The organism is Candidatus Hydrogenedentota bacterium (genome assembly GCA_012730045.1).
Classification (GTDB): Bacteria; Hydrogenedentota; Hydrogenedentia; order Hydrogenedentales; family CAITNO01; genus JAAYBR01.
The window spans coordinates 34948-60756 of sequence record JAAYBR010000086.1; the positions used below are offsets into that span (position 1 = coordinate 34948).

At 68.5% G+C, this 25809-nt stretch carries 11 protein-coding genes and 1 other RNA gene; 7 read left to right on the forward strand and 5 right to left on the reverse strand.

Annotated elements, in window-relative coordinates; translation table 11 throughout:
- Positions 1–5: 5 nt before the first annotated feature.
- Together GXY15_08885 and GXY15_08890 are read left to right on the forward strand one after the other, a co-directional pair.
- Complete coding sequence (locus GXY15_08885; GenBank protein ID NLV41326.1) at positions 6–296, forward strand: hypothetical protein; 291 nt, start codon at positions 6–8, stop codon at positions 294–296.
- 43 nt (positions 297–339) lie between these two features.
- Positions 340–1827: a hypothetical protein gene (locus GXY15_08890; GenBank protein ID NLV41327.1), complete on the forward strand. Its 1488-nt coding sequence runs from the start codon at positions 340–342 to the stop codon at positions 1825–1827.
- On the opposite strand, the gene GXY15_08895 is transcribed toward GXY15_08890, so the two are convergent.
- The 4 genes from GXY15_08895 to GXY15_08910 all read right to left on the reverse strand — a co-directional run bounded on the left by GXY15_08895 (position 1822) and on the right by GXY15_08910 (position 8514).
- Complete coding sequence (locus tag GXY15_08895; GenBank protein NLV41328.1) at positions 1822–3600, reverse strand: O-antigen ligase family protein; 1779 nt, start codon at positions 3598–3600, stop codon at positions 1822–1824. The genes GXY15_08890 and GXY15_08895 overlap by 6 nt on opposite strands.
- Before the next feature lie 36 nt (positions 3601–3636).
- Positions 3637–4929 (reverse strand): SO_0444 family Cu/Zn efflux transporter, encoded by a 1293-nt coding sequence (locus GXY15_08900; GenBank protein ID NLV41329.1) that lies wholly within the window; start codon positions 4927–4929, stop codon positions 3637–3639.
- Positions 4930–5026: 97 nt separating this feature from the next.
- Positions 5027–7450, reverse strand: coding sequence for a hypothetical protein (locus GXY15_08905; protein ID NLV41330.1), 2424 nt, complete (start codon positions 7448–7450; stop codon positions 5027–5029).
- Positions 7447–8514, reverse strand: a complete 1068-nt coding sequence (locus tag GXY15_08910; protein NLV41331.1) for a hypothetical protein — start codon at positions 8512–8514, stop codon at positions 7447–7449. The genes GXY15_08905 and GXY15_08910 overlap by 4 nt, the downstream gene beginning before the upstream one ends.
- A 482-nt stretch (positions 8515–8996) precedes the next feature.
- On the opposite strand from GXY15_08910, the gene GXY15_08915 reads away from it, so the two are divergent.
- Positions 8997–19388 (forward strand): hypothetical protein, encoded by a 10392-nt coding sequence (locus GXY15_08915; protein ID NLV41332.1) that lies wholly within the window; start codon positions 8997–8999, stop codon positions 19386–19388.
- 737 nt (positions 19389–20125) lie between these two features.
- Positions 20126–20944 (forward strand): glycerophosphodiester phosphodiesterase, encoded by an 819-nt coding sequence (locus GXY15_08920; protein ID NLV41333.1) that lies wholly within the window; start codon positions 20126–20128, stop codon positions 20942–20944.
- Positions 20945–21139: 195 nt separating this feature from the next.
- Here the strand turns inward: GXY15_08920 and ssrA are convergent.
- Positions 21140–21492, reverse strand: a transfer-messenger RNA (tmRNA) gene (gene ssrA / locus GXY15_08925).
- Between the two features lie 159 nt (positions 21493–21651).
- Here ssrA and GXY15_08930 point away from each other — a divergent pair.
- From GXY15_08930 to GXY15_08940, 3 genes are all read left to right on the forward strand, one after another.
- On the forward strand, positions 21652–22836 hold the full coding sequence (locus tag GXY15_08930) for a hypothetical protein (protein NLV41334.1): 1185 nt from the start codon (positions 21652–21654) through the stop codon (positions 22834–22836).
- Between the two features lie 478 nt (positions 22837–23314).
- A complete protein-coding gene (locus GXY15_08935) occupies positions 23315–24904 on the forward strand; it encodes a beta-N-acetylhexosaminidase (GenBank protein NLV41335.1) in 1590 nt (529 codons plus the stop codon).
- A 398-nt stretch (positions 24905–25302) separates the two neighbouring features.
- On the forward strand, positions 25303–25665 hold the full coding sequence (locus GXY15_08940; protein NLV41336.1) for a hypothetical protein: 363 nt from the start codon (positions 25303–25305) through the stop codon (positions 25663–25665).
- Positions 25666–25809 lie beyond the last annotated feature (144 nt).

The following is a 25809-nucleotide window of genomic DNA, read 5'->3' on the forward strand; positions in this document are numbered from 1 at the left end:
AGCGCATGCAGAAGTGGTCCGCCGCCTTCAAGAAAGCCTGGAAAAACGAGGACGTCCGGGGCTGGATGCTCTGGGCGGCCGCCACGCTGCTGCTTTTCTGGCCCTGCGCGCGCTTTCTCTACACCTACACCTACTCCACCATGGCCCCGGCAACCAAGCTGTCCTCCGCGGCCTTCATGGCCGCCATCCTGGGCGGGGTGATTTCCTGGGGCATTAACGAGGCGGCCTTCCGGATGCGGAAACGCCGCGCGGCATTGGAGAAGAAGAAGAACCGGAAGAAAGACGGGAAGCGCTGACCCCCCCGCCGGGGCGGGCCCCGGCGCGCAGAGAAGACGATTCATGGCAGAAATTTGGGACATGCTCGACCATCTGGACCGGAATCCCGGCGACCACGAGGAACGCTGGAAGCTGGCGAAGAAGTTCTACGCCGCCTGGGAATACGAGCAGGCCCTTGAGCAGCTGCTGGTCCTCAAGAAGGAATGGGAGCCCCGGCTGAACGTCAGCCGGTATCTGGCGGCGACCTATTACCGGCTCGGGAAGAACGAAGAGGCCCTCGAAGAACTGCGCGACGCCCTGAACCGGTGGCCGGACGAGTTGTCGCTGAAAGAGCAGATGACGCGGGTGCTGGAGACGCTCAAGGACTACGCCGGCGCGCGCGGGGCGTGGGAGGAAATCCGGGAGGCGCAGCCCGACCATCCGCTGGCGGAAAAGGCCCTGGAGCGCCTGAAGCGCAGCGAGCGCAAGGCGGCGGAGCGCACCAAGCGCAACAAACCCCCCGGGGCTCTGGCCTTCGCCGGCGCCACAAAGGTCTGCCCGGTCTGCGGGGCCGCCAACCTCGATGACGCGACGGAGTGCTGGCAGTGCGGGGAGGGCGGCCGGGGCGTGAAGACGCCGGAGCCGCGCACCGCCCCCGCGGGCGCGGCGGGAAGGACGGTCACCCTGAGCCCGGAAACCGCCGCGGTCGCCGCGGTCACAGTGGTCGCGCTGCTCCTGCTGGCCGGAGGGTATGGGACCGTGCTGATGCTGCGCGACGCGGGGGCCGCGGTGGAGGATCCCCGCCCCGTCGCGACCCTGGCCGACGTGTGGGCCCGGCAGATGCCGGCCAGCCGGATTTTCGCCGGCATCGCCATCATCTTCCTGTGGCCGCTTGTCCTGCGGCTGGCCCTGCGGCTGGTCCGCCAGGCCCGCCCGGCCCCGCCCGTGGTGGTAAACCTCTCGGCCGTCTTTCTGGGCGCCCTGGGCTACGCCCTCTCCTTCCTGCCCCATCCGGCAAATGTCCTCGCCCTGCTGCTGCCCGCGCTGGTGTCGCTGGTGCTGCTGCTCACGCTTTTCAGGCTGACCCCGCCCAAGGCCGCCGCAGCGTGGGGCATCCAGTGTCTTCTGGTCTTTGGCGCGGGCACGCTGCTGTTCTTCGCGTCAGAGTCGCTCCAGCTGGGCATGGCGGTCAACCCCCTGCGCGAGCTGCACACTGTCGCCCGCCACCTCGGCGACGCGGGCCGGCACGGCAACCCGGGCATGTACCAGATGCCCGCCGAAACCCTGCCCTGGGAGCAGCGGGTCGTCTGGCGGGAGACAGGTTCCTCGTGGCTGGACCGGCGGGCGGGGCCCGTCGCGTTTGTGGTCGTTCCGGAGGGGGACGTCCCCGAGGTCAAATTCCAGATTTATGACGAGACGGGGGTGCGGGTGTTTGACTATGTGACGGAGCGCCCCTACACGCGGTTCTTCGAGGTGGAGTCTGGAAAGGAGTACCGGATCGTCGCAGAGGGCCCCCCGGGAAAAGCCGCCCGGGTCATCGTGCAGAGCCTGCTGATCCCCGAGTTTCTATGACCCTTTCGCCTCCCGCGCCCGCCGCCGCGCCTCCCAGTGTTCCCATTCCCCCGCGCGGCCGGTGACCCGGAGAATCTCCCACGCGCGCGCGTTGCCCGGCCACCGGAACACGCATTCCACCGCCGCCGCCCGCGCCTCCTCCCCCCGGCCCAGGGCGTGCAGTGCCTCCGCCCGCAGCAGGTGCAGCCGCCCCGTGTCGGCGTCGCGGCGGCCCGCCGCCAGACGGCCGAGGGCCTCGGAGGGCCGCCCCTGCGAAAGCAGCAGGATGGCGTGGTCCTCCCCCGCCTGCGGCGGCGGCCATGCGCCGGAAAACACCCGCCGGTAGGCCGCGTCGGCGCCTGGATCCCCCGCGAGATGCAGGTCTTCCGCGTGCCGCAGCAGCCGGCTGGGCCGCACCACGCCCCAAAAACACCCCGCAACCGCCGCGCACACCAGCAACGCCGCGGCGCACCGAAGGCCCCCCTCCCCCGCCCGCCCTCCGGAGACGGCCGTCTCCGCCGGCCTTTGGGTGCCGGCGCCGCAAAGCAGCAGCAGCCCCGCCCAGGCGTGCGGGACGCTCTTGAGGCCCGCGTTCATGCAGCAGAACACGGCGAGCGCGGCCAGCGCGCCGAGAACCCCTGCGGAGGGCCTCCGAAAGCGGCCCCGGCGCAGGTTCCCGAGCCAGAATGCGGCAAGCGCGGCCAGCGCCGCAGCCCCCGCGAGGCCGTTCTCCGCCAGAAACTGGAGCGGCTCACCGTGGGCGTTGTCCGCGTGCAGCTCGTTGTGCGTGTGCCGCCCGCCGCCGTCCGCCCACAGCACGCGCCCCAGATGCCAGGGGCTTTCGCGGGCGAAATCGCCCAGCCCCGCGCCGGTCGCCGGGCGGTCCAGAAACATGTCCCACGCCCCCGCCCACAGCCACCGGCGGACATGGTAGCCCGTGTCGCCCGCGTCAAACGTGGCGTCCACCCGCGCCAGCACGGGGGACAGCACGGGAAGCGCGGGCAGCACCAGCGCCGCGAGCACAGCCCCCGCCGCGATCCGCCGCCGCCAGGGGATTCCGCGCCGACACAGGGCGGAAGCCGCCGCCACCGCACCGCCCACGGCCGCCGCCAGCCAGGCGGAGCGGCTCATGGACACCGCGAGCCCGCCGGTGCAGCACAGGGCCGCTAAAAGGTCCGCAAAGGCGCCTGTCCGGCCCGCCCGGCACCCCTCCGCCAGACGGCGTGACAGGAGCCCGATGCCTGCGGCCAGCGCCAGGGCGGCGTATCCGCCGAGCAGATCCTGGTTGCCGAACACGGAATAGGCCGGCTGGTCGTAGCCCGGAAAGACGGGAAAGAGCCGGGGGAGCCTCCCGGCGTATTGCAGCACCGCCAGCGCGGACACCGCCGCGCCGGACAGCAGCACCGCCCGCAGCAGTCCCTCGTCGCTGTCCCGGCCCAAGAGGTCCGCAACCAGCAGCAGGCCGGAGATGAGGAGCCCCGCCCGCACGAGGGCGGCGCGGGTCCACCAAGTCAGCTCTCCGGATTCCAGGAAGGCCATGCCCGCGAGAAACACAAAGAAGGCCGCCAGAGCCAGGGCGAAATCGCGCCCCGCCGCGCGCGGGGGCCGCGCCGCCAGCCACAGGGGCAGCATGACCAGCACCCACAGGGCAAGCGCGGCCTCCTTGGCATGAAGGAAGGAGGTCAGGCCATAGGACCACGGACAGGCGACCAGCACGGGGGATGCAAACAGGAAAACGGTCCGGAGGCGGGCAAGCTTTCCGTCCTGGGGGGGAATGTCGGGTTCAGGGATCATTTGCCGGTGCTGCGTGCCTGCGGGGGTGTGGTCCGCTCATTCGGACACGCGGACATCATACCCCAAACGCGCCACCGCCTGTGCGAGGGCCTCCGCGGGCAGGTCTCCGCCCGTGACCGTCGCGCGGCCCGCCGCCAGGTCCACCACCACCTCGGCGCCCGCCGCAGCCCCGCGCACCGCGCGCGCCACGGCGTTCGCGCAGTGGCTGCACGTCATGCCGCCCACCTCCAGGGTGACCGTGGCCGCCCCCGCAGGGACGGGACGTTCCCCGGCGGCGCGGGAAACCCGCCGCAGCACACGGGGCTCAAGCACGCTCCACACCAGCACGCCCACCAGCACGGCCGCCCACAGGGGGCCGCCCCCGGCCTCCGCGCCGTGCATCGCGTGGGCCGGGTCCAGGGTGCCGCCGGAGAAGCCCAGCGAGAGCGCGTCAAAGCCGAGTCCCGCGCCCAGGGCGGTCAGCACGACGGCCGCCAGATAGAGGAGTGCGGTCCGCCGCCCCATCATTTTCCACACCGTCGCCAGCGTCGCCGCATTGGTCGTGGGGCCCGCGATCAGAAAGGCCAGCGCCGCCCCCGGCGAAACGCCCAGGTGAACGAAACTGACCGCCAGTGGGATGCTCGCCGTGGCGCAGACATACAACGGCACGCCCACGGCGATCATGACGAGCATGGCCGGAAGCCCTTCCCCCAGCGAGGGGCCCAGCACCCCCGGTGGCGCGAGGGCCGAGACGGCCCCCGCGATCACCATTCCAACCGCGAGCGGCCGCGCAATGTCGCCCGGCAGCGTCACCAGCCCGTAATGCAGCGCGTGCAGCGTCTTCGCCCACGCCCCCGCCGGCGGTGACGCGTCCCCGTCATGGCAGCCGTCCGGGCAGCATTCCGCTTTGCGGTCCGCCGCCCGCGCGGTTTCCTCCGGCTCACCGAAGAGCATCACCAGCGCGCCGCCCAGCAGGCCGCTCAGCAGGGCGATCACCGGGCGGAACACGCCCATGAGCGGCCCCAGCATGCCCCAGGTCGCCAGAATGGAGTCCACCCCGGTCTGCGGCGTGGACAGCAGGAAGCCCGTGGCCGCGGCGCGGCTCGCCCCGCGCGCGCGGATGGACGCCGTCACAGCGATCACCCCGCAGGAGCACAAAGGCAGCGGCACGCCCAGCAGCACGCTCTTGAGAACGGGTCTGAAGCCGCGTCCGCCGAGATGGCGCTCAAACCATTCCGGCGACACAAAGGCGCTCAGCCCGCCCGCCACAAGGAACCCGAAAAGCAGGTAGGGGGACATCTGTCCGGCCACCACCCAGGTTTCCCGCGCTATGTCCAGAATCACGGCCATCGTTTGTCACACCATTTCTCTTTCAACGGAAACCCGGCTTCTTGCGCGGTCATTCCCCCCCGCACGGGCACGGACCCGCCTTCGCGACCCGTCCCTGTCATTTTCCCCTGTAGTCCGTGGTCAATTCGTCCGCCGTGATGGGCCGCTGCGGCAGTGCGCCCGCGCCCGTATCGGACACCGCGGCCGTTTCCAGGCGCACCGGCCCCCGCGCGAAGGTCACTTTTCCATGGACCAGCCCGCGCCCGGGATCGGCGAAGAACTCCGCCGGTTTCCCGTCCACAGTGACCCGCCCAAGGGTGTTTCCGCCCGTGCCCAGCACGACCACCCCTTCCATGCCGCCCGGGCCCTGGAGCCGCAGCGAGAGCCTGCGTCCGTCCGCGTCCCACGCCTCCGAGATGCGTTTGCCGCCCCACTGGTGATAGGCCGCGCCCGCCGAGACCTTCCGGACATGGAGCAGCCGGACCTCGTTCGGCTCAAGGGGAACATTCACAAAGGACGCCTCCGCCCGGCCGTCACCAGCCACCACGGCGCTGCGGGCGTGGATGTCATAGACAACCGTCGGCCCCGTCTCGCCTGGCAATGCCAGCGGCGCGCCGGGATCAGCCAGCGAACAGGCCGCCGCGTCCTGGTTCATGTTCGCGAGCACAACCAAGTTCTCGTTCCATACGCGGTTGTGATAGAGCGTCCCGTAGAGCCCCGCGGCGGTGGTTCCAAGCTCGGCCATGGGCCCGCACTCGTACAGGCCGAAATCGTACTGTGCCAGATTGTAGGTCCTCACAAAGAGCGGCTCGTGGGCGCTGACGCCCGACGCATGGGGGAACTTTTCGGGCCAGAGCCGCCAGTCGAGGTAGCAGTACTGCCCGCCCCCCGTGAGCAGGTCGAACGCGTAGGCCACCTCGGCGCCGCAGCGCGTGGTCTCGCTGTCGCCCGCGAAAAGGCAGCCCTGCGCGTGCATGTTTCCATACGTGCCGAACGTGGCGCGAAACGCCTCCACGGACGGGAAGCTGTAGCCCTCACCGAAGAGGTGGCAGTCAAACGCGGAAATGGCCGGGAGAATGAACCCGTGGCTCGAATGGTCAATCAGCACGGCATGGGGGCATTTTTCGCGCAGCACCTGCCTGCGCCGCCAGTTCATGTCATGCAGCTCGATGAGGCAGTCGTAGACCGGCTGCGGGTGCCCGTGCTCCCTCCAGAGCGTGCAGTTCGCATACGGCAGATTGTCGTCTATGTACATGCCGTCAACCGGATACCGTTCGAGCATCTGCCTCTTGCATTCGATCCGGTAACCGGCCAGTCCGTTCGGCGCCGCAAGGCACGTGGCCAGCGTGTTGCAGAAGCCGTCCATCGCGGCCGTGTACTTCCCCCCGTAGTTGAATCCCCGCCACAGGTCCCACCTGCCCTCCGCGACCAGTTCCGCGACACGCTCCGCATGGGCGTACTGGAGGTCGGCGTTCGCCGTCCAAATGAACAGCATGCCGGCGTCATGAACCGTCCGGATGACGCGGTCCAGTTCCTCGGCGGGCGGGCGCGGCTGTCCGGGCGGCCCCAGGCGGTGCATCTGAAACAGGGTGAAACCGAGCCGCGCCGCCGTGTTGATCTCATCGTCGGACGGGTAGGGATGCTTCCCGTCACCCACCCAGATGAACATGCGCAGGTCCGGCCGGCGCGGGTGGGGCAGGCGGTTCGGCGCGACAGCCAGCCCGACGCGGAAGGTGAACGGCTCGCCCGCGCGCATGGTGAACGGCTCCGCATCCGGGCCGACATGGATGAGATGCTGGTGCAGCCCGAGGGTGGCCTCCCCTTCCCCGCCGGAATCAACGCGGACCGCGGCGGTGTCAAGCTCCGCCGGCGCCCGGTGGAAGTCGCCCATGTCGGTGAACATGGCCAGCGCCGCCTCGGCGCTGAACACTTCGAGGCAGGAGGTGGGCGTGTGCATGCGCGCCGTTTCGCCCGGCTCCGGCAGCGCCCCCTGGAAGCAGTCCATCCCCTCGGTGTCGCGGCGCTTGTGCAGATAGCCGGTGAACCGGCCGGCCGCTTCCAGTTCATGGCGGATCCCCTGGCGCAGGACCAGGTCCGTCTCGGGCGTCAAAGTCACTTCCGAGACCAGCACGCCGTCGTTGTAGAGGACATGGCGGATTGCGCACGCCACACCGGGACACCACACGCCTTCCGTCCGAAGAATTACCTGGTCCTTTTCCTGTTTCAGGATCTTGGTGGCGCCCCTGGCCGACACCGCCATACTGGCGTCATCGAGCCAGAGCGTGGCCGGTTTGCTGAGCCTGACTACCTCTTTGCCGTCACGCATCGCCTGCAGTTCGGAGACCGCGCCGGTGGCCCGGTCAACGACGTAACGGAACGTCGGCCCCTGAACGGTGATCGCCGTGTCGCTTTCAGTGCAGGCCAGATCCTCCGACGGGAGCGGGTCGCGCAGGACCTCCGTGGCCGGCCTGCTCACCGGCCCGGCGCCCGCGGAAAGCGCGAGGAACAGAAGGACAATGGAAAGCGGCAGGCTCTTCTTCATGGTGCGGACTCCCTCACCCGTTCCAGTTTCCAGACATCGGACTCCATGTTGTTTCCGGTCACCATCCACAGGGCGTTCTTGAAGACAAAGACGCTCGCGGCATGCCGGGGCTTCCAGGGCGTGTCCGGAATCTCCTCCCACTGAACGCCGTCGGCGGAACACCAGACGTCGTTCCGGTTCTCCCTGTTCCACCCCTCCATCACCCACATTCTGCCGTCAAACACCGCCACGTCATGATACTCACGGGGATGCCACGGCGCGTGGCGGACGAGGCACTCCCACGAGACGCCGTCCGGGGAGCTCCACACATCATTGAAGAACCGGCGTTCCGGGACGGCGGGCGTGTCGTAGGTGCCCCCGCCCAGAATCCACATGCGGTCCTTGAAGACGGCTTGTCCGCCGATCAGGCCGCGCGGACACCAGTGCTCCCCCTCCGGAACCACCCGGTTCCAGTGGATCCCGTCCTCAGAGTTCCAGATGTCGTTGTAAGACCGCTCCGCCGCCGGGGCATACTGCGGGGTGGTCTGCCCGCCCATCACCCATAGCTTGTCCCCAAAGACCAGTGTGTGGAAGAGGACCCGCGGGCCCCAGGGAACCGGCGCCCCCCGGTTCACCTGCGTCCAGCTCTTCCCGTCCGCCGAGTTCCACACGTCATTCTGGTAGTGGCCCTGCAGCGGGTCGCCGCCCACGATCCACATCTTCCCCTGAAAGACAACGCAGCCGGCGGTGTGGCGGCCCTCCCACTCGCGGGCGGCATCGAATTCCGGCCTGCCGAAGGTGTTCGGCCGCTCCATGACCCAGGCCGCGCCGTCGGCCGTGCTCCAGACGTCATTGACGCAGGTGCGCGGGAAATAGGCCTTGTCCACATTGTTCCAGCCGCCGATGAGCCACATTCTGTCCTTGTACACCAGGGCGCCGGCGCCATCGCGCGGCGTGAACGGGGCCTCCAGGGCAATCTTGACCCAGCGATACTCCGAAGTGGCGTCGGCCGCCGCCGGCAACGCCGGCGCGGTTCCAAGCAGGGCCAGTATGGCGGCGCATCGCCTCAGACACCGGATCGGCATATCTGTCCCTCCAGATTTGGAAGCCTCAACCACCGCCGCACGTCTGAATACTGTGCGCCTGTCACGGCTCCGGCATCAAGGCGTGCCATGGGCGGGTTCAAGCCCGGAACGTAGAACGCCCTCCCGGGCCGGCCCGGGAGTGCGTCGTTGCATTCAAGGCAATGGTGGGGGGGCGATGTTGAAAACGAAAAGGCGCCCTTCTTGATCATGCTTTCTTGCATCCACAATCGCTTTGCCCTGAGACTCCCATCGCGTTCCGCCTAGACCTTGAATCCCGCCGCGCCGCTCTGGTTAAACCGTTCCACCATCATATTGCGCTACAATTGAGCACCGCGCCGATATTTCCTAACGGCCCAGATCGTTGAGCTGAGGCCCGGTCGGACTTGACGTGCGCGCGAGTTTGAGGCACACTATTCCTGTTGAAGTTGGGGTTTATCTTTTTCAAACGCCCTGAGGCCTTCGTCAGGGCAAGGAGACACAGTATGACTTCCCTTGCCATGCCGCGCCCGTACGCCGTCGCCGCCGGCGTGATCATTGCGCTCGCCGTCGCCGCCGGCGCGGCGGCTCAGCCCGACGAACTCGTCGTCACCACGTCCCAGGCCGACTTGCGCCTGTCCGCGGAGAACGGCTTTGACATCGTCGAGATCGCGGGCGACAAGTGCTCCCTCGAGGGCGCCCCGGGCGCGCCGTGGCTGCCGGTGCGCAACGTCCATATTCTCATCCCAAGCGAGCGCGCCGTGGCGGCCGTCTCGGCGGAGGTGCTCGAGGAAGTCCCGCTCAAGGGCGCGCACATGCTGCATCCGGCGCAGCCGCCTGTGCCCACGAACGGCCTGCGCGACGCCGCGTTCGTCCCGCCCGATCCGGCGGCCTACGCGGCCACGGGACCCCTGCATCCGGAAGCGGCCGTGCTGGTTGATACGGCGCTCGTGCGGGGCTATCGGATGGCGATTGTGCGGGTTTATCCCGTGGACTACGTCCCGGCCAGGCAGCAGGTGCTCCTGCGCACAGCGATCCGGCTGCGCCTTGAGTTTGGCGCCCAGGCGGCCCCGGCGACGCCGGCTGCGTACGCGGTGCCGTCGCCCACGTTCGAGCGCCTGGTCCGGGAGGACGTCATCAACCCCGAGGCCGCGGACAAGCCGGAATACGCGCCGATGCGGCCGCTGTCCATGACCGAATCCGGAGAGGTTCAGTATCTCCTCATCGGGGACGCGTCGATGTTCGGCGCGTTCCAGCCGCTGCTCGATTGGAAGACGAAGAAGGGCGTGCCCGCCGAGGCTGTGGACGTCCAATGGATCTGCGCCAACTACCCCGGGGCCGACACCCAGGAACGCATCAAGGCCTGCATCAAGGAGTATGTCGAGCGCAAGGGCACGCTATGGGTCGCGCTGGCCGGCGACGACGCCATCGTCCCGGACCGCGACTGCTATGTGAACATGGGTTCGGACAGCGACACCGCCATTCCCACGGACCTCTACTACGCGGGCCTGGACGACATGAACTGGGACGACGACGGCGACGGCCTGGCCGCGGAGACCACGGACACCATAGACATGGGTCCGGACGTCTTTGTGGGCCGGCTCCCGATTCGCACGGTGGCGGACGCCGAGGCCGTGGCCAACAAAACGCTGGCCTATGAGAAACACATCCCGGCCGGCGGGTTCGCGGAGGAGATGCTGCTGACCGGGGTGAAGCTGTGGAGCGCGGGCGACTCGGAAGGCAAGTCCGAGTCCATGTTCACCAGCTACATCCACCCGTACTGGTCCGGGGCCCGCTGGCGGTTCTACGACTCGAACACGGACTTCGCGGGCGGCGCGTGCGATGGGGAGCAGCCCTTGGCGGCCGGGCCGGGGTACGACGTGTGCACGCCCAACATGAACGAGCAGATCCTGCGGGGCTACAACTTCTACCACATGTCCACGCACGGCGGCGAGACGATCTTCGCCACGGAGCGTGGTGAGGGGTACTCGGCCGATGCGGCCGGGGCTGTCGGCAACACAAACGCCTATACGAACGTCCTTACGATCGCGTGCTCGACGAACGCGTTCGACATAGCCGAGCCGAGCCTGAGCGAAGGCTTCATGCGGAATCCGCACGGCGGGGCTGTGACCTACATCGGCGGCAGCCGCTTCGGATGGGACACGGGCGGGTCGTCGCACGGCACGTCGTTCCTCTACGACCGGACGTTCTACGAACTCCTGTTCCAGGGCCTGCCCGCGGCGTATCCGGGCCACGTCGGGTCCGTGTTTGCCCGCACGAAGGAATACTGGATCGGCAGCTGTTCCTATGACGGTTCGATGCGGTGGGTGCAGTTCTCGCTCAACCTCATGGGCGACCCCGAACTTCCCCTGTACACGGCCGACCCGGCCACGGCCCACCCGACCCACGCCACAGCCATTCCCCTGGGCCGCCAGACGTTCGCGGTCGAAGGCTGCCCGCCCGGCGCGCGCGTCTGCCTGTCCAAGGACGATGTGTACGCGCGCGGGATCGCGGACGCCGCCGGCCATTTCGAGGCCGAGATCGCCCCCGAATCCTGCGGGCCGTTGGCTGTCACGATCACCGCGGCCAATTACTATCCCTACGAGGGCGCGGCCGCGGTGGCCGGCGGGTCCGCCGGCCAGGTCTTCCTCGAACAGGCGTACTGCTCCTGCGCCGACACGCTGGGCGTCAGCCTGGTGGACACGGACCTGGCCGGCGCCGGCAGCCAGAACGTCCTCTTGACGGCCACCGGCGGCGATCTTGAAACGCTGGCCCTAACCGAAACGCCCCCCAACAGCGGCGCGTTCGCCGGCGCCATCGCGACATCCGGCGCGGCCCTGTCCGTCGGCGACGGGACGCTCCAGACCGCCACGGGCGAGACGATCACGGCGACGTACGAGGACGCCGACAGTGGCGCGGGCCCGGCCACGGTTCACGACACGGCCGAGGCGGAATGCGATGCCCCGGCCATCGCCAGCGTCCACGTCTACGACATCGCCGTCCGCACGGCCAAGATCGGGTTCGCCACGGACCGTCCGGCCACGGCGCGCGTGCGCTACGGCCTGACGGCGGGCGGGCCCTACCCCTTTGAGGCGGCCGATCCGCTCCTGCGTGACGAGCACGTGGTCACGCTGACCGGCCTCGAATCCGACGCGGTCTACTACTTCGAGGTAGACGTGTGGGACCGCGGCGGCAACGCCGTGACGGACGACAACGACGGACGGGCGTATCGGTTCAAGACGCTGGTGACGGCCTACTTCTTCCCGCTCGACACCGACCCCGGCTGGACCCGGGAAGGCAAGTGGCAGTTCGGCGCGCCCCTGGGCGGCGGGTCGCTCCATCACGACCCGGCCGCGGCGCACACGGGCGCGAATGTCTACGGTTACAACCTCGCGGGCGACTACGAGCCCAATCTCGTGGCGCCGCACACCCTGACCACGGACGCGCTCAACTTCTCGGGCGCGCGACACGTGTGGCTCCAGTGCTATCGGTGGCTCGGGGTCGAGTCCGCCTGGGCGGACCACGCCCGGCTCGAGGTCAGCCCCGATGAAAGCGCCTGGACCGAGGTCTGGGCGAACGGCGCCGACCACGTCTCGGACGCGGCCTGGACCGAATGCGTCTTCGACCTCTCAGAGACCCTGGCCGACGCGGCCGCCGGGCGCGTCCGCTGGGCCATGGGCCCCACGGACAGCCTCGCGGACTACCCCGGCTGGAACCTCGACGATATCCGGTTCCTGCGCGACGTGCCCGACGCCCTCGCGGTGAGCCCTGAGGCCGGCGCGGACTTCGCGGGGCCGGCCGGCGGGCCCTTTGCCCCGGAATCCACGACATTCACGCTCGCCAACGTCGGCGCCGAGCCCGTCGAGTGGCGCGTCCAACACGTCCAGCCCTGGCTGACGGCCGTCCCGGACCACGGCGTGATTCCGGCCGGCGGCGCGCCCGTGGAAATTACGGTGAGCGTCAACGCCGCCGCGGACGGCCTGCCCGCAGGCGCGCATGCCGACACGCTGACGTTCACGGACCTCTCGCTGACGCGCAGCGTCGCGCGGACCGTGACGCTCACAGCCCGGCCGGCCGCGGCGTTCTCCTGGGAACCGGTCGCGTCGCCGCAGAACGCGGGCGCGGCGTTCCCTGCGACGATCGCGGCGGTGGACTCCGAGGGCATGACGGTGACGGCGTTCGAAGCCCCGGTGACGCTTCAGGGCCTGTGCGGCCTGGGCGGCGGCCAGACCATCGGCACGGGAACCGCGGGCTGGGCCTATCCCATGGCCACGTTCTACCATGATGCCCGCACGCAGACCATCTACCTCCAATCCGAGATCGGCGGCGCCGGCGTCATTGACGCGCTCGCCCTCGAGGTCGCCGCCATACCGCCCCAGCTCATGAGCGCCTGGACCATCCGCATGAAGCACACGACCCTGAGCGCCTACGACGCATCGCCCCCATGGGAGAGCACAGACTGGACCGTCGTATACCAGGGCAACGAGTCGGTCACGGCCACGGGCTGGACCCGTTTCGACTTCCAGACGTCTTTCGCGTACAACGGCGTAGACAACCTCATGATCGATTTCAGTTTCAACAACAGCAGCTACTCTACCGACGGGTCGTGCCGCTATTCGACGCCCGGCGGGACGCGGTCGCTGTATTACCGAACCGACAGCGGTTACGGCGATCCGCTGACCTGGGCGGACCGGACGCCCGCGCCTTCGGCCACGGACGGCGTTCCCAACATCCGGCTATGGGGCGGGAGCCCCATCCCGGTCGCGCCGACCACCACGACGGACTTTGTCAACGGCGTGTGGTCCGGCGACGTGACCGTCCTCGGCGGCGCTCTTGCCATGCGGCTGCGGGCGGAGGACGCCGAAGGACACACGGGAGACAGCAACAGCTTCGATGTCCTGGGCGGCGAAGGCGAAGGTGAAGGCGAAGGCGAGGGTGAAGGCGAGGGCGAAGGTGAAGGCGAGGGCGAAGGTGAAGGCGAGGGCGAAGGTGAGGGTGAAGGTGAAGGCGAAGGTGAAGGCGAAGGCGAAGGCGAAGGCGAGGGTGAAGGCGAAGGAGAGGGCGAAGGAGAAGGTGAGGGTGAGGGCGGATACTGGTACGCCGTCCATTTCCTTCAAGACGGCGCTGGATACTATTGGGACTTCATCACGGACGGTGCCGTGGCGGACGGCAGTCCGACTATCGCCGAGACCGTTGACGCCTACGACCGCGCCGTGCGCCTGTCCGTGAACGGCGCGGTTTTCCCCCGGTCCGCGCTGACTACGGACCTTGCCGGGCGCGTGGTCGTAACCGGCCCCGAGGCGCTCGGCGGACTGGTCGTCACGCGGCGCTGTTTCGTGCCCGAAACCGCCGGGGAAGGCTATGCCTGCTTCCTGGAGTATCTCGAGAATCCCGGCGACGCGCCGATCGAGGCCGACGTCGCGATCTTCGGTGATCTGGGCGCGGACCAGGGCCAGCGCGTGATCGCCACGTCCAGCGGCGACGCGGCGTTCACCCCCGGGGACCGTTGGCTGACGTCGGACGACGACGGCCCGGGCGGCGCGAGCCATGACCCCTCGCTCAGCTTCAACTTCTGGGGCGCGGGCGCGGGGGTGACGCCGGACGCCGTGGCGTTCCCGGTGGCGCCCTCGACATCCGAAGCGCCCTACTCCGTGTCGTACCCCGTGGTCGTTCCGGCGCACGCGGGCGTGCTGCTGATGCACTTCGCGGGCCAGCGCGCCAATGCGGACAACGCCGCCGCCCTGGCCAACGCCCAGTACCTGGACGGCCTGCCCGCTCCTGCGCTGGCCGGCCTGGCCGCAGCCCCGGCCGCACCCATTGTCAATTGGAGTCTGGCGGGCGACCTCGAGGTGACTCCCGAGACGCCCTTCGCGGCCGAGGGTATCGAACACGGCGTGTTCGCGCCCGACGAGGCCAGCTATGTCCTGACGAACACCGGCCTGGCCCCGCTCGATTGGGCCGTGACCGGCGCGCCAGCCTGGCTCGCCGTGACGCCGTCCAGCGGAACCCTGGCCCCGGGCGGCACGGTCGAAGTCGCGGTGAGTCTCGTGGGCGCGGTCGCGCAGGCGCTGGCCCCGGGGCTGCACTACGAGAATCTCCTGTTCGAAAACATCACGGCCGGCGGGGCCTGCGTGCGCGGGGCCGCGCTCCGCGTGTCTCCGCAGCTGAACCTCGCGCCGCCGACGGGCTTCCTGGCCCAGGGCCGGGCAGGCGGCCCGTTCACGCCGGACACGGCGTCGTACGCGCTGACGAACGCCGGCCCCGACGGCGTGGCGTGGAGCGTTGCGGCCCCGGCGTGGGCCACGGCCGCGCCGGCCTCGGGTTCTCTCGCGCCGGGCGAGACGGTTGCCGTCACGCTGTCGGTGAACGCGAACGCCGAGACCCTGCCCGTGGGCGCGCACACCGGCGAGATCCTGTTCCAGAACGTCACGCTCGGCTCGGCCCAGGCCCTGCCCGCCGAACTGCGCGTGCGCGACGTCATCTACGTTGACGGCTCGGCGCCAGGCCCCCGCGACGGCACGTCGTGGGCCCACGCCTACGCAACCGTCCAGGAAGGGCTGGATGCGGCCACGGCGGCTCCCGGCCCCGTCCGGCCGTGGGTGTGGACGGCCGAAGGCGTGTACCAGGAACACGTGGTCATGGCCGACGGCGTGGAGGTCTATGGCGGGTTCGCGCCCGGCGCCGCAACCTTGGCCGATCGCGTCCCCGGCGCGAACGTCTCCGTCCTCGACGGCGGCAACACGGGCACGGTCGTCACGTTCGGCGCGATCGCCGGGGCCGGGCTCGACGGTTTCACCGCGCGCAACGGGTTCAGCGAGGAGCACGGGGGCGGCGTCTCGGTCCACGGCGCGGCCGCCACGTGCTTTATCCGGAACTGCGTGGTCCGCGAGAACAAGTGCGCGTTCCGCGGCGCCGGGATCTATCTCGGGCCCGAGTCCCCGGTCGAGATCACGGACTGCACGGTCATCGGCAACATCGGCATGGGCACCGGCGACTTTGGCGGCGGCATCATGTGCGACCGCGCCGCGAATGCCCGCATCTCCGACTGCGTGATCGCGGCCAACCGCAACCGTTACGGCGCCGGCCTCGGCTGCATCATGTCGTCCCCGACGGTCGTGAACTGCGTCATCAGCGGCAACGCGGCCGCCACGTGGGCCATGAACGGAGCCACCCGGCACGGCTCGGGCGGCGGCGGCGTGTTCGCGCACGACTGCGCCAGCCCGACGCTGGTCAACTGCGTCATCAGCGGCAACTACACGGTCAACTGGTGCGCCGGCGCGCTCTATTGCCAGGGCCACTCGAACCCGCGCCTCATCAACTGCACGCTCAGCCGCAACCGCAGCCATCACACGGACAATTGGGAGATTCCGAGCGGCGTGGTCGTCAACACGAACTCGAAGCCGAGCCTGACCAATTGCATCATCGAAGGCATGTGGAACGAAGGCATCCGCGAAGAGGACGCGACCTCCGACGTGGTCGTTGACCACTGCATGTTCCGCAACAACGGCTGGGCCGACTTCGTTGACGAGGGCGCGACGGGCCTGACCGGCGGCCACGAAATTAGCCGCCGCGTCGCGGACTGCCACGACAACGCGCTCGGCAATCCCGATCCGCTCTTCGTGATGGGCCCCTCGGGCGCCTGGACGGAGCCGCCCGCGTATGACGCGGCCCGCAACGTCACGGTTCTGACGACGTCCGGCGCGCCCTTCGCCCCCGGCGCGCTCGCCGGCCGGCTGATCAATCCCGACACGTCCCAGCCGCGCCAGGCCTACGTCATGGACAACACGGCCGACGTGGTCGAGGTCCTCGGCGACGTCACCAGCGCCACGGGCCCGGACGGCTACGTTGATGCCGGCGACGGCTTCCTCGTCATAGATTATCACGTCGGCTCCGGCTCGCCCGCGGGCGACGCGGGTGTTACGGCCGCCGCGGCCGGCGTGTCCACGGATTTGGGCGGCGGCCCGCGCGTCCTGGGCGGGGCAGTGGACCTGGGCGTGTTCGAGCATGACTCCGGCCCGCGCTTCTCGCTGCACCCGGCCGGGGCGGTGCGCTACCGCACGGAGGCGCACACGCTCTCCGCGCTCGCCGAGAGCGCCGGCCGCGCCGTCGCCTATCAGTGGCTGAAGGGCGGTGCGGACATCCCAGGCGCCACGGACGCCGACCTCGTCATTCCGTCGCTCACGCCGGCCGACGCCGGCGTCTACGCGTGCCGCGCCACGGACGACCATGGCCTGAGCGCCGTGTCGAACCCGGCCAGCATCGCCATCATCAACGCGCCGCCGGTCACCATCACGCTCCAGCCCGCCTCCGCGAACCGCTATAGGGACCAGTCGCACGTGTTCGACATGGCCGCGGAAGGCGGTCTCGGGACCCTGCATTACGAGTGGAGCGCCAACGGCGCCGTCGTGCCCGGCGCCACCACGTCCTCGCTCGCACTCGGCCCCTTGTCGGTCGGTGACTCCGGGGCCTATGTCTGCCGGGTGTATGACGACACGGCCGCGGACTGGATCGCGTATGACGGCCACTTCTACCGCCTGACGCCTTCCGCCATGACGTGGCCCGAGGCCGAGGCGTGGGCCCAGACTCTGGGCGGGCATCTGACGGCGGTCACGAGCGACGCGGAGAACGCGTTCCTGTTCGGCCATTTCGGCGGCGAGGACCTCTGGATCGGCCTTGCCGATCCCACAATGGAGGACGAATGGACCTGGGCCAGCGGCGAACCCACGGCCTATACGAACTGGGGCGACGGCGAGCCCAATCACGCCGCCGGCATCGAATGGTGCGGCCAGATGCGCGGCGACGGCCAGTGGAACGACCTCGCCGAAACCCACGTGCTGCGCGGCGTCGTCGAGATAGACTCACTCGGCGTCTCGACCCAGGAAGCCAGCCTTGTGGTCCGCGACGCCCTGCCCATCACCATCGTCACGCAGCCCGCGGGCGCCGTCAGGAACGTCGGCGACGCCCACGACCTCAGCGTGGTCGCCGAGAACGGCTACGGCCCGCTCAGCTACGTCTGGACCAAGGACGGCGCGCCCCTGCCGGGCCGGACAGATGCCTCGTGGTCCATCAACCCGGTCGCACCCGCCGACGCTGGCTCGTACGCCTGCATCGTGTCCGACACGGACGCTTCCGTGACGTCGGATTCCGCCGTGCTGGACGTGCGCACGGGCGCGGCGCTGGCGCTGGACGGCCAGCCCGCGGGCGCGACCAAGTATCGCGGCGAAACCCATGCGTTCACAGTGACCGTCGCGCCGGGTGGCGGCGTCGGCGTCATCCACTACCAATGGACCAAGGACGGCGCCACGCCCGTGGGCGGCGACGCGCCCGAGCTTGTGCTCGGGCCGTTGACCCTGGCCGACGCCGGCGCCTACGCGTGCCAGGTCTCGGACGACGTCACGAGCCTGTCCTCGGCTTCGGCCACGCTCGAGGTCCGCGACGCCCTTCCGCCCGTGATCTCCGCGCACCCCGCGGGCGCGGTCAAGTACCGCACGCAGAGCCATACGCTCCTTGTGGCCGCTGAAGGCGGCCTGGGCACGCTCCATTTCCAATGGACCAAGGACGGCGCGGACGTGCCGGGCGCCACGACGCCCAGCCTCACCCTCGAGCCCCTGGACCTCCCGGACGCCGCCGCGTACGCCTGCCGCGTCCACGACGACGTCCCCACAACCGTGGTCTCGGACGCCGCCCTGCTCGAGGTCCTCGACGCCGTCCCGTTGGCCGTCACGGCCCACCCCGCGAGCCTGACGTGCTACCGCGGCGCGTCCTATCCCGCGGCCGTGGCCGTTCAGGGCGGGTTCGGGCACATCAACTACCTCTGGACCCGTGACGGCGCGCCGGCCGGCCTGCCCAACGCCGCCGCGTTCAACCTCCCGTCCCTGACCCCGGCCCATAGCGGCGCCTACCAGTGCGTGGCGAGCGACGCCTACTCGGTCGCCGCGTCCAACTTGGGCACGGTCCTTGTCTACGACGCCCTGCCCCCGGAGATCGCGCTCCAGCCCGCGGCCGCCACGCGCTACCGCACGGAATCGCACACGTTCGCCGTGCAGGTCGCCAACGGCTACGGGACCATCCACTATCAGTGGACCAAGAACGGCGTGGACGTGCCCGGCGCCACGGCAGCCGAGCTCACGCTGCCGGACCTGACCCTGGACGACGCGGCGGACTACGCCTGCCGCATCCAGGACGATTTCCCGACGACGCTCACGTCGAACGCGGCCGCACTGACCGTGATCGACGCCGAACCCGTCCGCATCAGCGGCCAGCCCGTGGGCGCGGTGAAGTACCGCGGCGAATCGCATCTGTTCGCCGTGGCCGCCGAAGGGGGGCTCGGGGCGCTCACGTACGCGTGGCACCGCGACGACGCGGCCAAGGACCTCGACAAGGCCGAGACCCCCGTGCCTGGCGCGGACGGGCCCGAGCTTCTGTTCGAGAACCTCCAGCCGGGCGACTCCGGCGCGTATCGGTGCGCCATCACGGACCAGGTCCCCACGACCCTGTTCACCAGCCCCGCCGTGCTCGTCGTGGCCGACGGCGAACGCATCCGCATCACCCAGCAGCCCGCGCCCGCCGCGATACAGTTGGGCGAAGGCTGCGTGCTGTCCGTGGCGGCCGAAGGCGGCGTCGGCGCGCTCCACTACGGCTGGCTCCGCAACGGCGACACCATCGCCGGCGCGCCCGACGCGCCAACGTACACCATCGCCGACGCCGTGCCCGAAAACGAAGGCGTCTACACCTGCGAGGTCTCCGACGACTACAGCGCCGAGCTGTCCGATGAGGCCTTTGTGGACGTCATCGAATCCCACAACCTGCCCGTCGCCGGCGCTCCGGCCTGCGCCCTGCTTGCCCTGCTCGCAGCCGTGGCCGGCGCGACCCGGATTCGGAGGGAAGGACGCCGCTAGGAATACACGCGAACGGCGCTCCTTCGGAGAGAGTCTCCGAAGGAGCGCCGTTCGGAAAAGAAGAATGGTGGAGGGTTCGGCGCTGAAAACGAAAAGGCGCTCTGCTTGATCGTTCTTTCCAAGGTGTCTTGTAGAAACGGTTTACGGAATCGCTGTCGGCGCACCGACGCGCCTCGCAAAGGAAGGGTTTTTGGGAGAGTGTCCTCTGCGTGGAATCGCGCGTGGGACTTTCCCGCATAAGCCCCTGTCATGCAGTGGGTTGTCGAAAGCACCGTCTGGCGCGACAGACGCAACGCGATGGCAAGCCGGCCACGCAGGTCGTCCCCTGGGTCGAGGGTCTCGACGATCAGAGGACGTCACGGTCTTGGCCAGGCTGCTGCTCGATTCGTTGCGCAACAGTGTCTTCCCCGGGGAAATCTTCGACCAGGACGTGCCCAAATTTCAGATACGATTCGCCAAAGGGGAAACGTGGTGAGACGCGGCGGGGAATCCGGCTTCGTAACCGTCGCTGTCGCTCGTGCCACGCTGCCGCTCGAATCTGCCTCAAAGGGGGGCGTGTCTCCAAACGAGGAAAAATGAAACGGGACTGGCTCCCGTGATTCCCATTTCATGCCGCTGTCCTGTCCTTCGCGCGTTTGCAGACGCGGTGCGCTCCAAGTTACAGTTCACAGATTGACCTTGTCCGCAAACCACTTTACGATAGCCCGCGGCAGCTGCGAATGAGAAAGGCAGACGTAATGAGAACTCGACTGGTGACTGTCACGGTCCTAATGATGTGCGGCATGTTGGGTCCGATTGGCCCGGTCTCCGCGCAGGAAAAAGGACTCATTTTTGCCCATCGGGGCGGCGCGCACGAATTCGATGAGAACACACTGGATGCGTTTCGGTCGAGCTATGAGAAAGGGCTGCGCGGTTTCGAGACTGACGTTCGCATGACCAAAGACGGCATGCTGGTCATTTTGCACGACGACAACCTTGAACGCACGCACAATGCGACAGGGGCGGTGGAGGACAAGACCGCCGCCGAGTTGCGCACCGTCACCAGCAAGAAGACCGGCCAACCCTTCCTGTTTCTGGAGGAACTCCTGTCCTACTTCGACGACAAACCCGGCGTGTATCTCGAACTGGAGATGAAGACCGGCGACAAAGCGTTGTATCCGGACACGCGGCTTGACGAGTATTGCCGGAAACTCCACGAAGCCGTTAAGGCCCATGAGCCGGAAGGTTCGTTCTATGTTTGCACCTCCTTTGACGAACGGCCTCTGAAAGTCATCAAAACTCTGGATGCGGATGCGGATCTGCTGCTCACCACCGACTTGCCGTGTTCGCCGGACCTCGTGAAGCGCGCTCAGAACCTGGGAATCAGGCGAATCGGCTGCCGGATGGAAGAAACATCGCGGGCCGCAGTGCGGGCTGCCCAGGAAGCCGGGCTCGTTGTGACCGGCTGGCCCGGCCAAAGTCTGCAGGACTATCACCTTGCTGTCGGTCTGGGCGTGGACGCCTTCTGCACGGACATTCCTGTCGCGATCCAGACTTGGAAGGCGAAGCACGAGTAACGGCGGCGTGTGGCGGTCACTGTGCCTGGCGTTTGTGTTGTTGGCTTGACATGCCCGAATCGGGCAAAAATGCGGCGAGGCAAGTCCTGATCCCGCGGGGCGGGAGACTGCGGGAACCCCTGCAAATACACGGCGAAAACGCGAAACGCTCCCGCGGAGAACCTCTCCGAAGGAGCGCCGTTGCGAAAAAAAGAATGGTGGAGGCGGCGGGAATCGAACCCGCGTCCGAAGGTGCTTCCACATGGGCGTCTACGTGCGTAGTCTGTCCTTTGGTGATTCGCCCGGCGGAAACGCGTCAGACGCGCTTTTCCGCTTCGCTAGGCGACTGCTACTCGCACCGGGTCATCGCCACCCCCCGGCTTGAGGTCCGCTGGTTTGCACCCCGCATCCGCTAGCGGACAGTCGCGGAGGGGGCGCGTCGCCTTTATTTAGGCGGCGAGAGCGTAACTGTTGTTCGCAGTTATGTGGTTCCCGCTTTTTACGAGGCCAGCGGGTCCTCGGCACGCAGCCCATGCTTCATCCACCCCCGTCGAAACCTGGTCGCCCCCACAGTATCCTGCGGTTGCGCACCCTTCGGAGGGATGCCGCATGTCACGGGTATTGTACCATAAGACGCGGGCGCGCGGGAGAACCGCTTCCCCGCCCGCGCCAAACCGTTCCAAACGGCCCCTCTCCGGTCTCGCGGGAGAGGCGGCGGGAGCAGTGCCATGCGGTTTCTCGGGCTGGTGACGGCGTTTCTGGGATGCGCGGCGGTGTGTGCGGCGGCGGACACGAAGGCGGTCTTTCCCGAGCCGGACCAGTTGCCGGTGCTGGGGGAGCTGCCCGACCCCTTCCTCCTGCGCGATGGCCGCCGCGTGGCCACCCGCGAGGAATGGGAAGCGCGCCGCGCCGAGATCACGGAGATGCTGCTGCATTACGCCTACGGAACCCCGCCCCCCGCGCCCGATTCCATGGCGGTGGAGAACGAGACGGTCCGCGACGCGTTCGACGGAAAGGCGCGGGTGCATGAGTTCGTGCTGCGCATGAACGGCAGGGACGGCTTCGCCATGCACGCCGGGGTGATCGTCCCCACGGAGGGCGGGCCGAAGTTTCCGGTCATCGTGGCCGTCAATCCGGTGTACGGGAAGCACAACGAGGAGACGGCGCGGCAGGTGATCGAACGCGGGTACGCGTTCGCGGGCTTCGATTACCATGACGTGGACAACGACCAGGACGACCGGTCGGCGGGCATCTATCCCTTCTATCCGGACAGCGACGGCGCGAGCCTGGTCATGTGGGCCTGGGGCGCCATGCGTGTGGCCGACTATCTGGCCACGCGGGGCGACATGGACCTGTCCAAAATGGCCGTCACCGGCCACTCGCGCTGCGGCAAGGCCGCCCTGCTCGCGGGCGCGCTTGATGAGCGGTTCGCCCTGACGGCGCCGCACGCCTCCGGCGCGGGCGGTTCGGGTTCCTTCCGCATCCAGCCCAAGAAAGCGGAAACGCTGGACTTGATCACCCGGCCCGAGCGCTTCCACTACTGGTTTTCCCCGCGCCTGCGCGGGTTCGTCAAGAGAGAGGACCGTCTGCCCTTCGACCAACATTTCCTGAAGGCGCTGGTCGCGCCGCGCGCGCTGCTCGACGTGATCGGGCTGGAGGACCTCTGGGCGAACCCCGAAGGCACCCAGCAGACCCTGCTCGCGGCGCTGCCGGTGTTCGAGTTCCTCGGCGCGGGCGACAAGGCCGCCCTGTGGCACCGCGACGGCGGACACGACGAGGAGCCCCGGGACTGGGCCGCCATGATGGACTTCGCGGACTTTGTGTTTTTCGGGAAGCCCCGGGGCGAACCCTTCAACCGCCTGCCCTTCCCCGACGCGCCCAAACCGTTCTCGTGGGGCGCGCCGCCGCACTGAGAATTTGGACTCGTGTGCCGTCGCCGTCGGGAAGGAAGAACCGGGGGCGCCCCCATGGAAACCTGTGCGGTTCCTCCCTGTCCCTGATCGCCGGGCAAGCGAGGCCTTCGTATCCGCTTCAGGGCGCGGCAAGCGGCGCCCCCACGGGGTCCGGACGGTAACATCGGAAGATCCGCGTGTACGGGGGTGTGGCGTGCGCCTTAAGAGGGCGCAGCAAGCGGCGCCCCTACGGACGGTGGTTCGGAGGGTTTTCGCATGCGCCCGGGCATGGGCAGGTAGGGGCGCCGCTTGCCGCGCCCTCTTCTTTCGAGACACGGCCCTCTCCGCCGCGCGCTGACATCACATGCCTGATCCAGTTCGTTCGCTTATCCGGCGATTCGTGCTTGTGCCCTTCCTTTGACTTTCCCCCGCAAACGTGATAGCTTGCGGGCGGAACGGGACGGGCGCGGGCGCAGGTAGACGGGTAATGATACTTTCCATGGCGTTGCTGAATGTGGCGGCTTTTGCGGCGGTGGAGGCGGCGCCGGCGGTGGTGCCGAAGCCGGTGAAGATGGAGTGTCTGGCGGGCGCGTTCACGCTGGATGACGCGACGCGGGTGACGTTTCCCGCGGGGGACGCCGCGGCGGAGGCGGCGGCCGCCATGCTCGGGGAGGCGCTGCGTCCGGCGACGGGTCTGCCGCTGGCGGCGGGCCCGGGGGAGGCGGGGCCGAACAGCATCCATCTGCGCACGGAGGAGACGGGGCTGGGGCCGGAGGGCTACCGGCTCGAGGTGGCGGGGGACCGCGCGCTGATCACGGGCGCGGCGGGGCCGGGGCTGTTCTACGGCGTGCAGACGCTGCGGCAGCTTCTGCCCGCGGCGGTCTTTGGCGCGGCGCGGGCGGAGGGGACGGTGTGGGCGGTGCCGTGCGTGCGGGTGGAGGACCGGCCGCGCTTCGCCTGGCGGGGCATGCTGCTGGACCCGGCGCGGCATTTCATGCCCCCGGCCTCCGTGAAGAAGTTCGTGGACACGATGGCGCTGCACAAGATGAACCGGCTGCAGCTGCACCTGACGGACGACCAGGGCTGGCGGATCGAGATCAAGAAGCACCCCAAACTCACGGAGGTGGGCGCGTGGCGCGCCGAGACGCTCGTGGGCCATTATGCGAAGAAGCCCCGGACCTTCGACGGGAAACGCCATGGCGGCTTCTACACGCAGGACGAGATCCGCGACCTGGTGGCCCACGCCGCCGCGCGCCATGTGACGATCATGCCGGAGATCGAGATGCCCGGCCACGCGCAGGCCGCCATCGCCGCCTATCCTGAACTGGGCAGCGCAACCGAACCCCTCCAGGTGCTCACCTACTGGGGCGTGAACCCGAACATCTTCAACCCGGAGGAGTCCACCATCCTCTTCCTCCAGGACGTGCTCGCCGAGGTGGCCGACCTCTTCCCGGGCGCCCACATCCACATCGGCGGCGACGAGGCCACGAAGGAGCAGTGGGAGAAGAGCCCGGCGGTCCAGAGGCGCATGGCCGATCTGGGGCTGGCGGACGAGGACCAAATGCAGAGTTACTTCATCGCGCGGATGAACGACTTCCTCAAGGCCCGCGGGAAGAAGCTGGTCGGGTGGGACGAGATCATGGACGGCGGCCTCGGCACGGACGCCACGGTCATGGCGTGGCGCAGCGTGGAAAGGGGGATCACGGCGGCGAAGGCGGGCCACGACGTGGTGATGGCCCCCACGGCCTTCACCTACTTCGACTATTGCCAGGCCCCGGCGGAAGGCGAACCCCCGGGCATCGGCGGGTTCCTCCCCCTCAAAAAGGCCTACAGTTTCGACCCCGTCCCCGGCGAACTCGACGCGGCCGCCGCCGCGCGCGTCCTCGGCGCGCAGGCCCAGCTCTGGAGCGAGTACATCCCCACGCCCGAACACTGCGAGTACATGGCCTTTCCGCGCGCCTGCGCCCTCGCCGAGGCCGTCTGGACCCCGCAGGCCGACCGCGACTACGAAGACTTCACCGCCCGCCTGGCGGAGCACCTCAAGCGCCTCGAAAACGCGGGGGTCCATTTTAGGCCGTTGGACAAATAGGCCGGGGGAGGCGAAGGGTGTGGGCGGCGATATGACGAAGGGGAAATATGGCGGTCCAGAAAAACGCCGGGCATGCATGTCCCTTGCGATGACGGCTGGGGGCGGCTGGCCTCGCGGGCGCAGGGGGCGTCCGAGGGGTGGGGAAGACCCAACGCAGAGTCGCGGAGAACGCAAAGGGCGCGGAGAGGTAAACAGTCTGCCAGCCCACCGTTTTCGATCCCCGCGCGCCACGCGCGCCTTGGAGTTCGGCAACTTGCTGCCGCCTTCCTTCGCGTGGGCTTGCCCGCGCGGGGTTGAGGCAGGATAGGTGTCCAGGCGGAGACCCGCCCCGTCCAGAGCCGATCTGGAGTTGACAATCCATACAGGATGTGCTAGCCTGCTGTTCAGGAAGTGCACTCATGACGCTCGAGGCGCAAAAGCCCACAGTGACTCAGCCGACAAACCAGGAGGTACACATGAAGAATGTTGCCGGTGTGGCAGTTGTCCTTTCTCTTGTCGCATTGTCAAAAGTCTTGCTCTACTCGCTCCCAATGCTTGGCGTCAAGCATGTTGTTGTGCAAGCCCGAAGCTTTTCTGAAGTTGCGCTGGCGTCATTTGTTGATATTCTTGGAGTCACAGTGATCGCCGCCCCTCTTCTGATGGTTTTCTGGAATGTACTAATATCACCCGCTTTTAATGCCGATAAAATAAACTATTACAAGGCGCTGCTTCTTTGTCTCCTCGGGATTTTCGCGACGGCTTTTCTTGGCACTCCGGTGTAATAACCCACGCCGATGAGAATAAGCAGACGGGAATGGCGCTGAACGGCGGCACGGCGGAGGCGCGGACCTATGACGGCTGGGGGCGGCTGGCCTCGCGAGCGCAGGGGGCGTCCGAGGGGTGGGGAAGACTCAACGCAGAGTCGC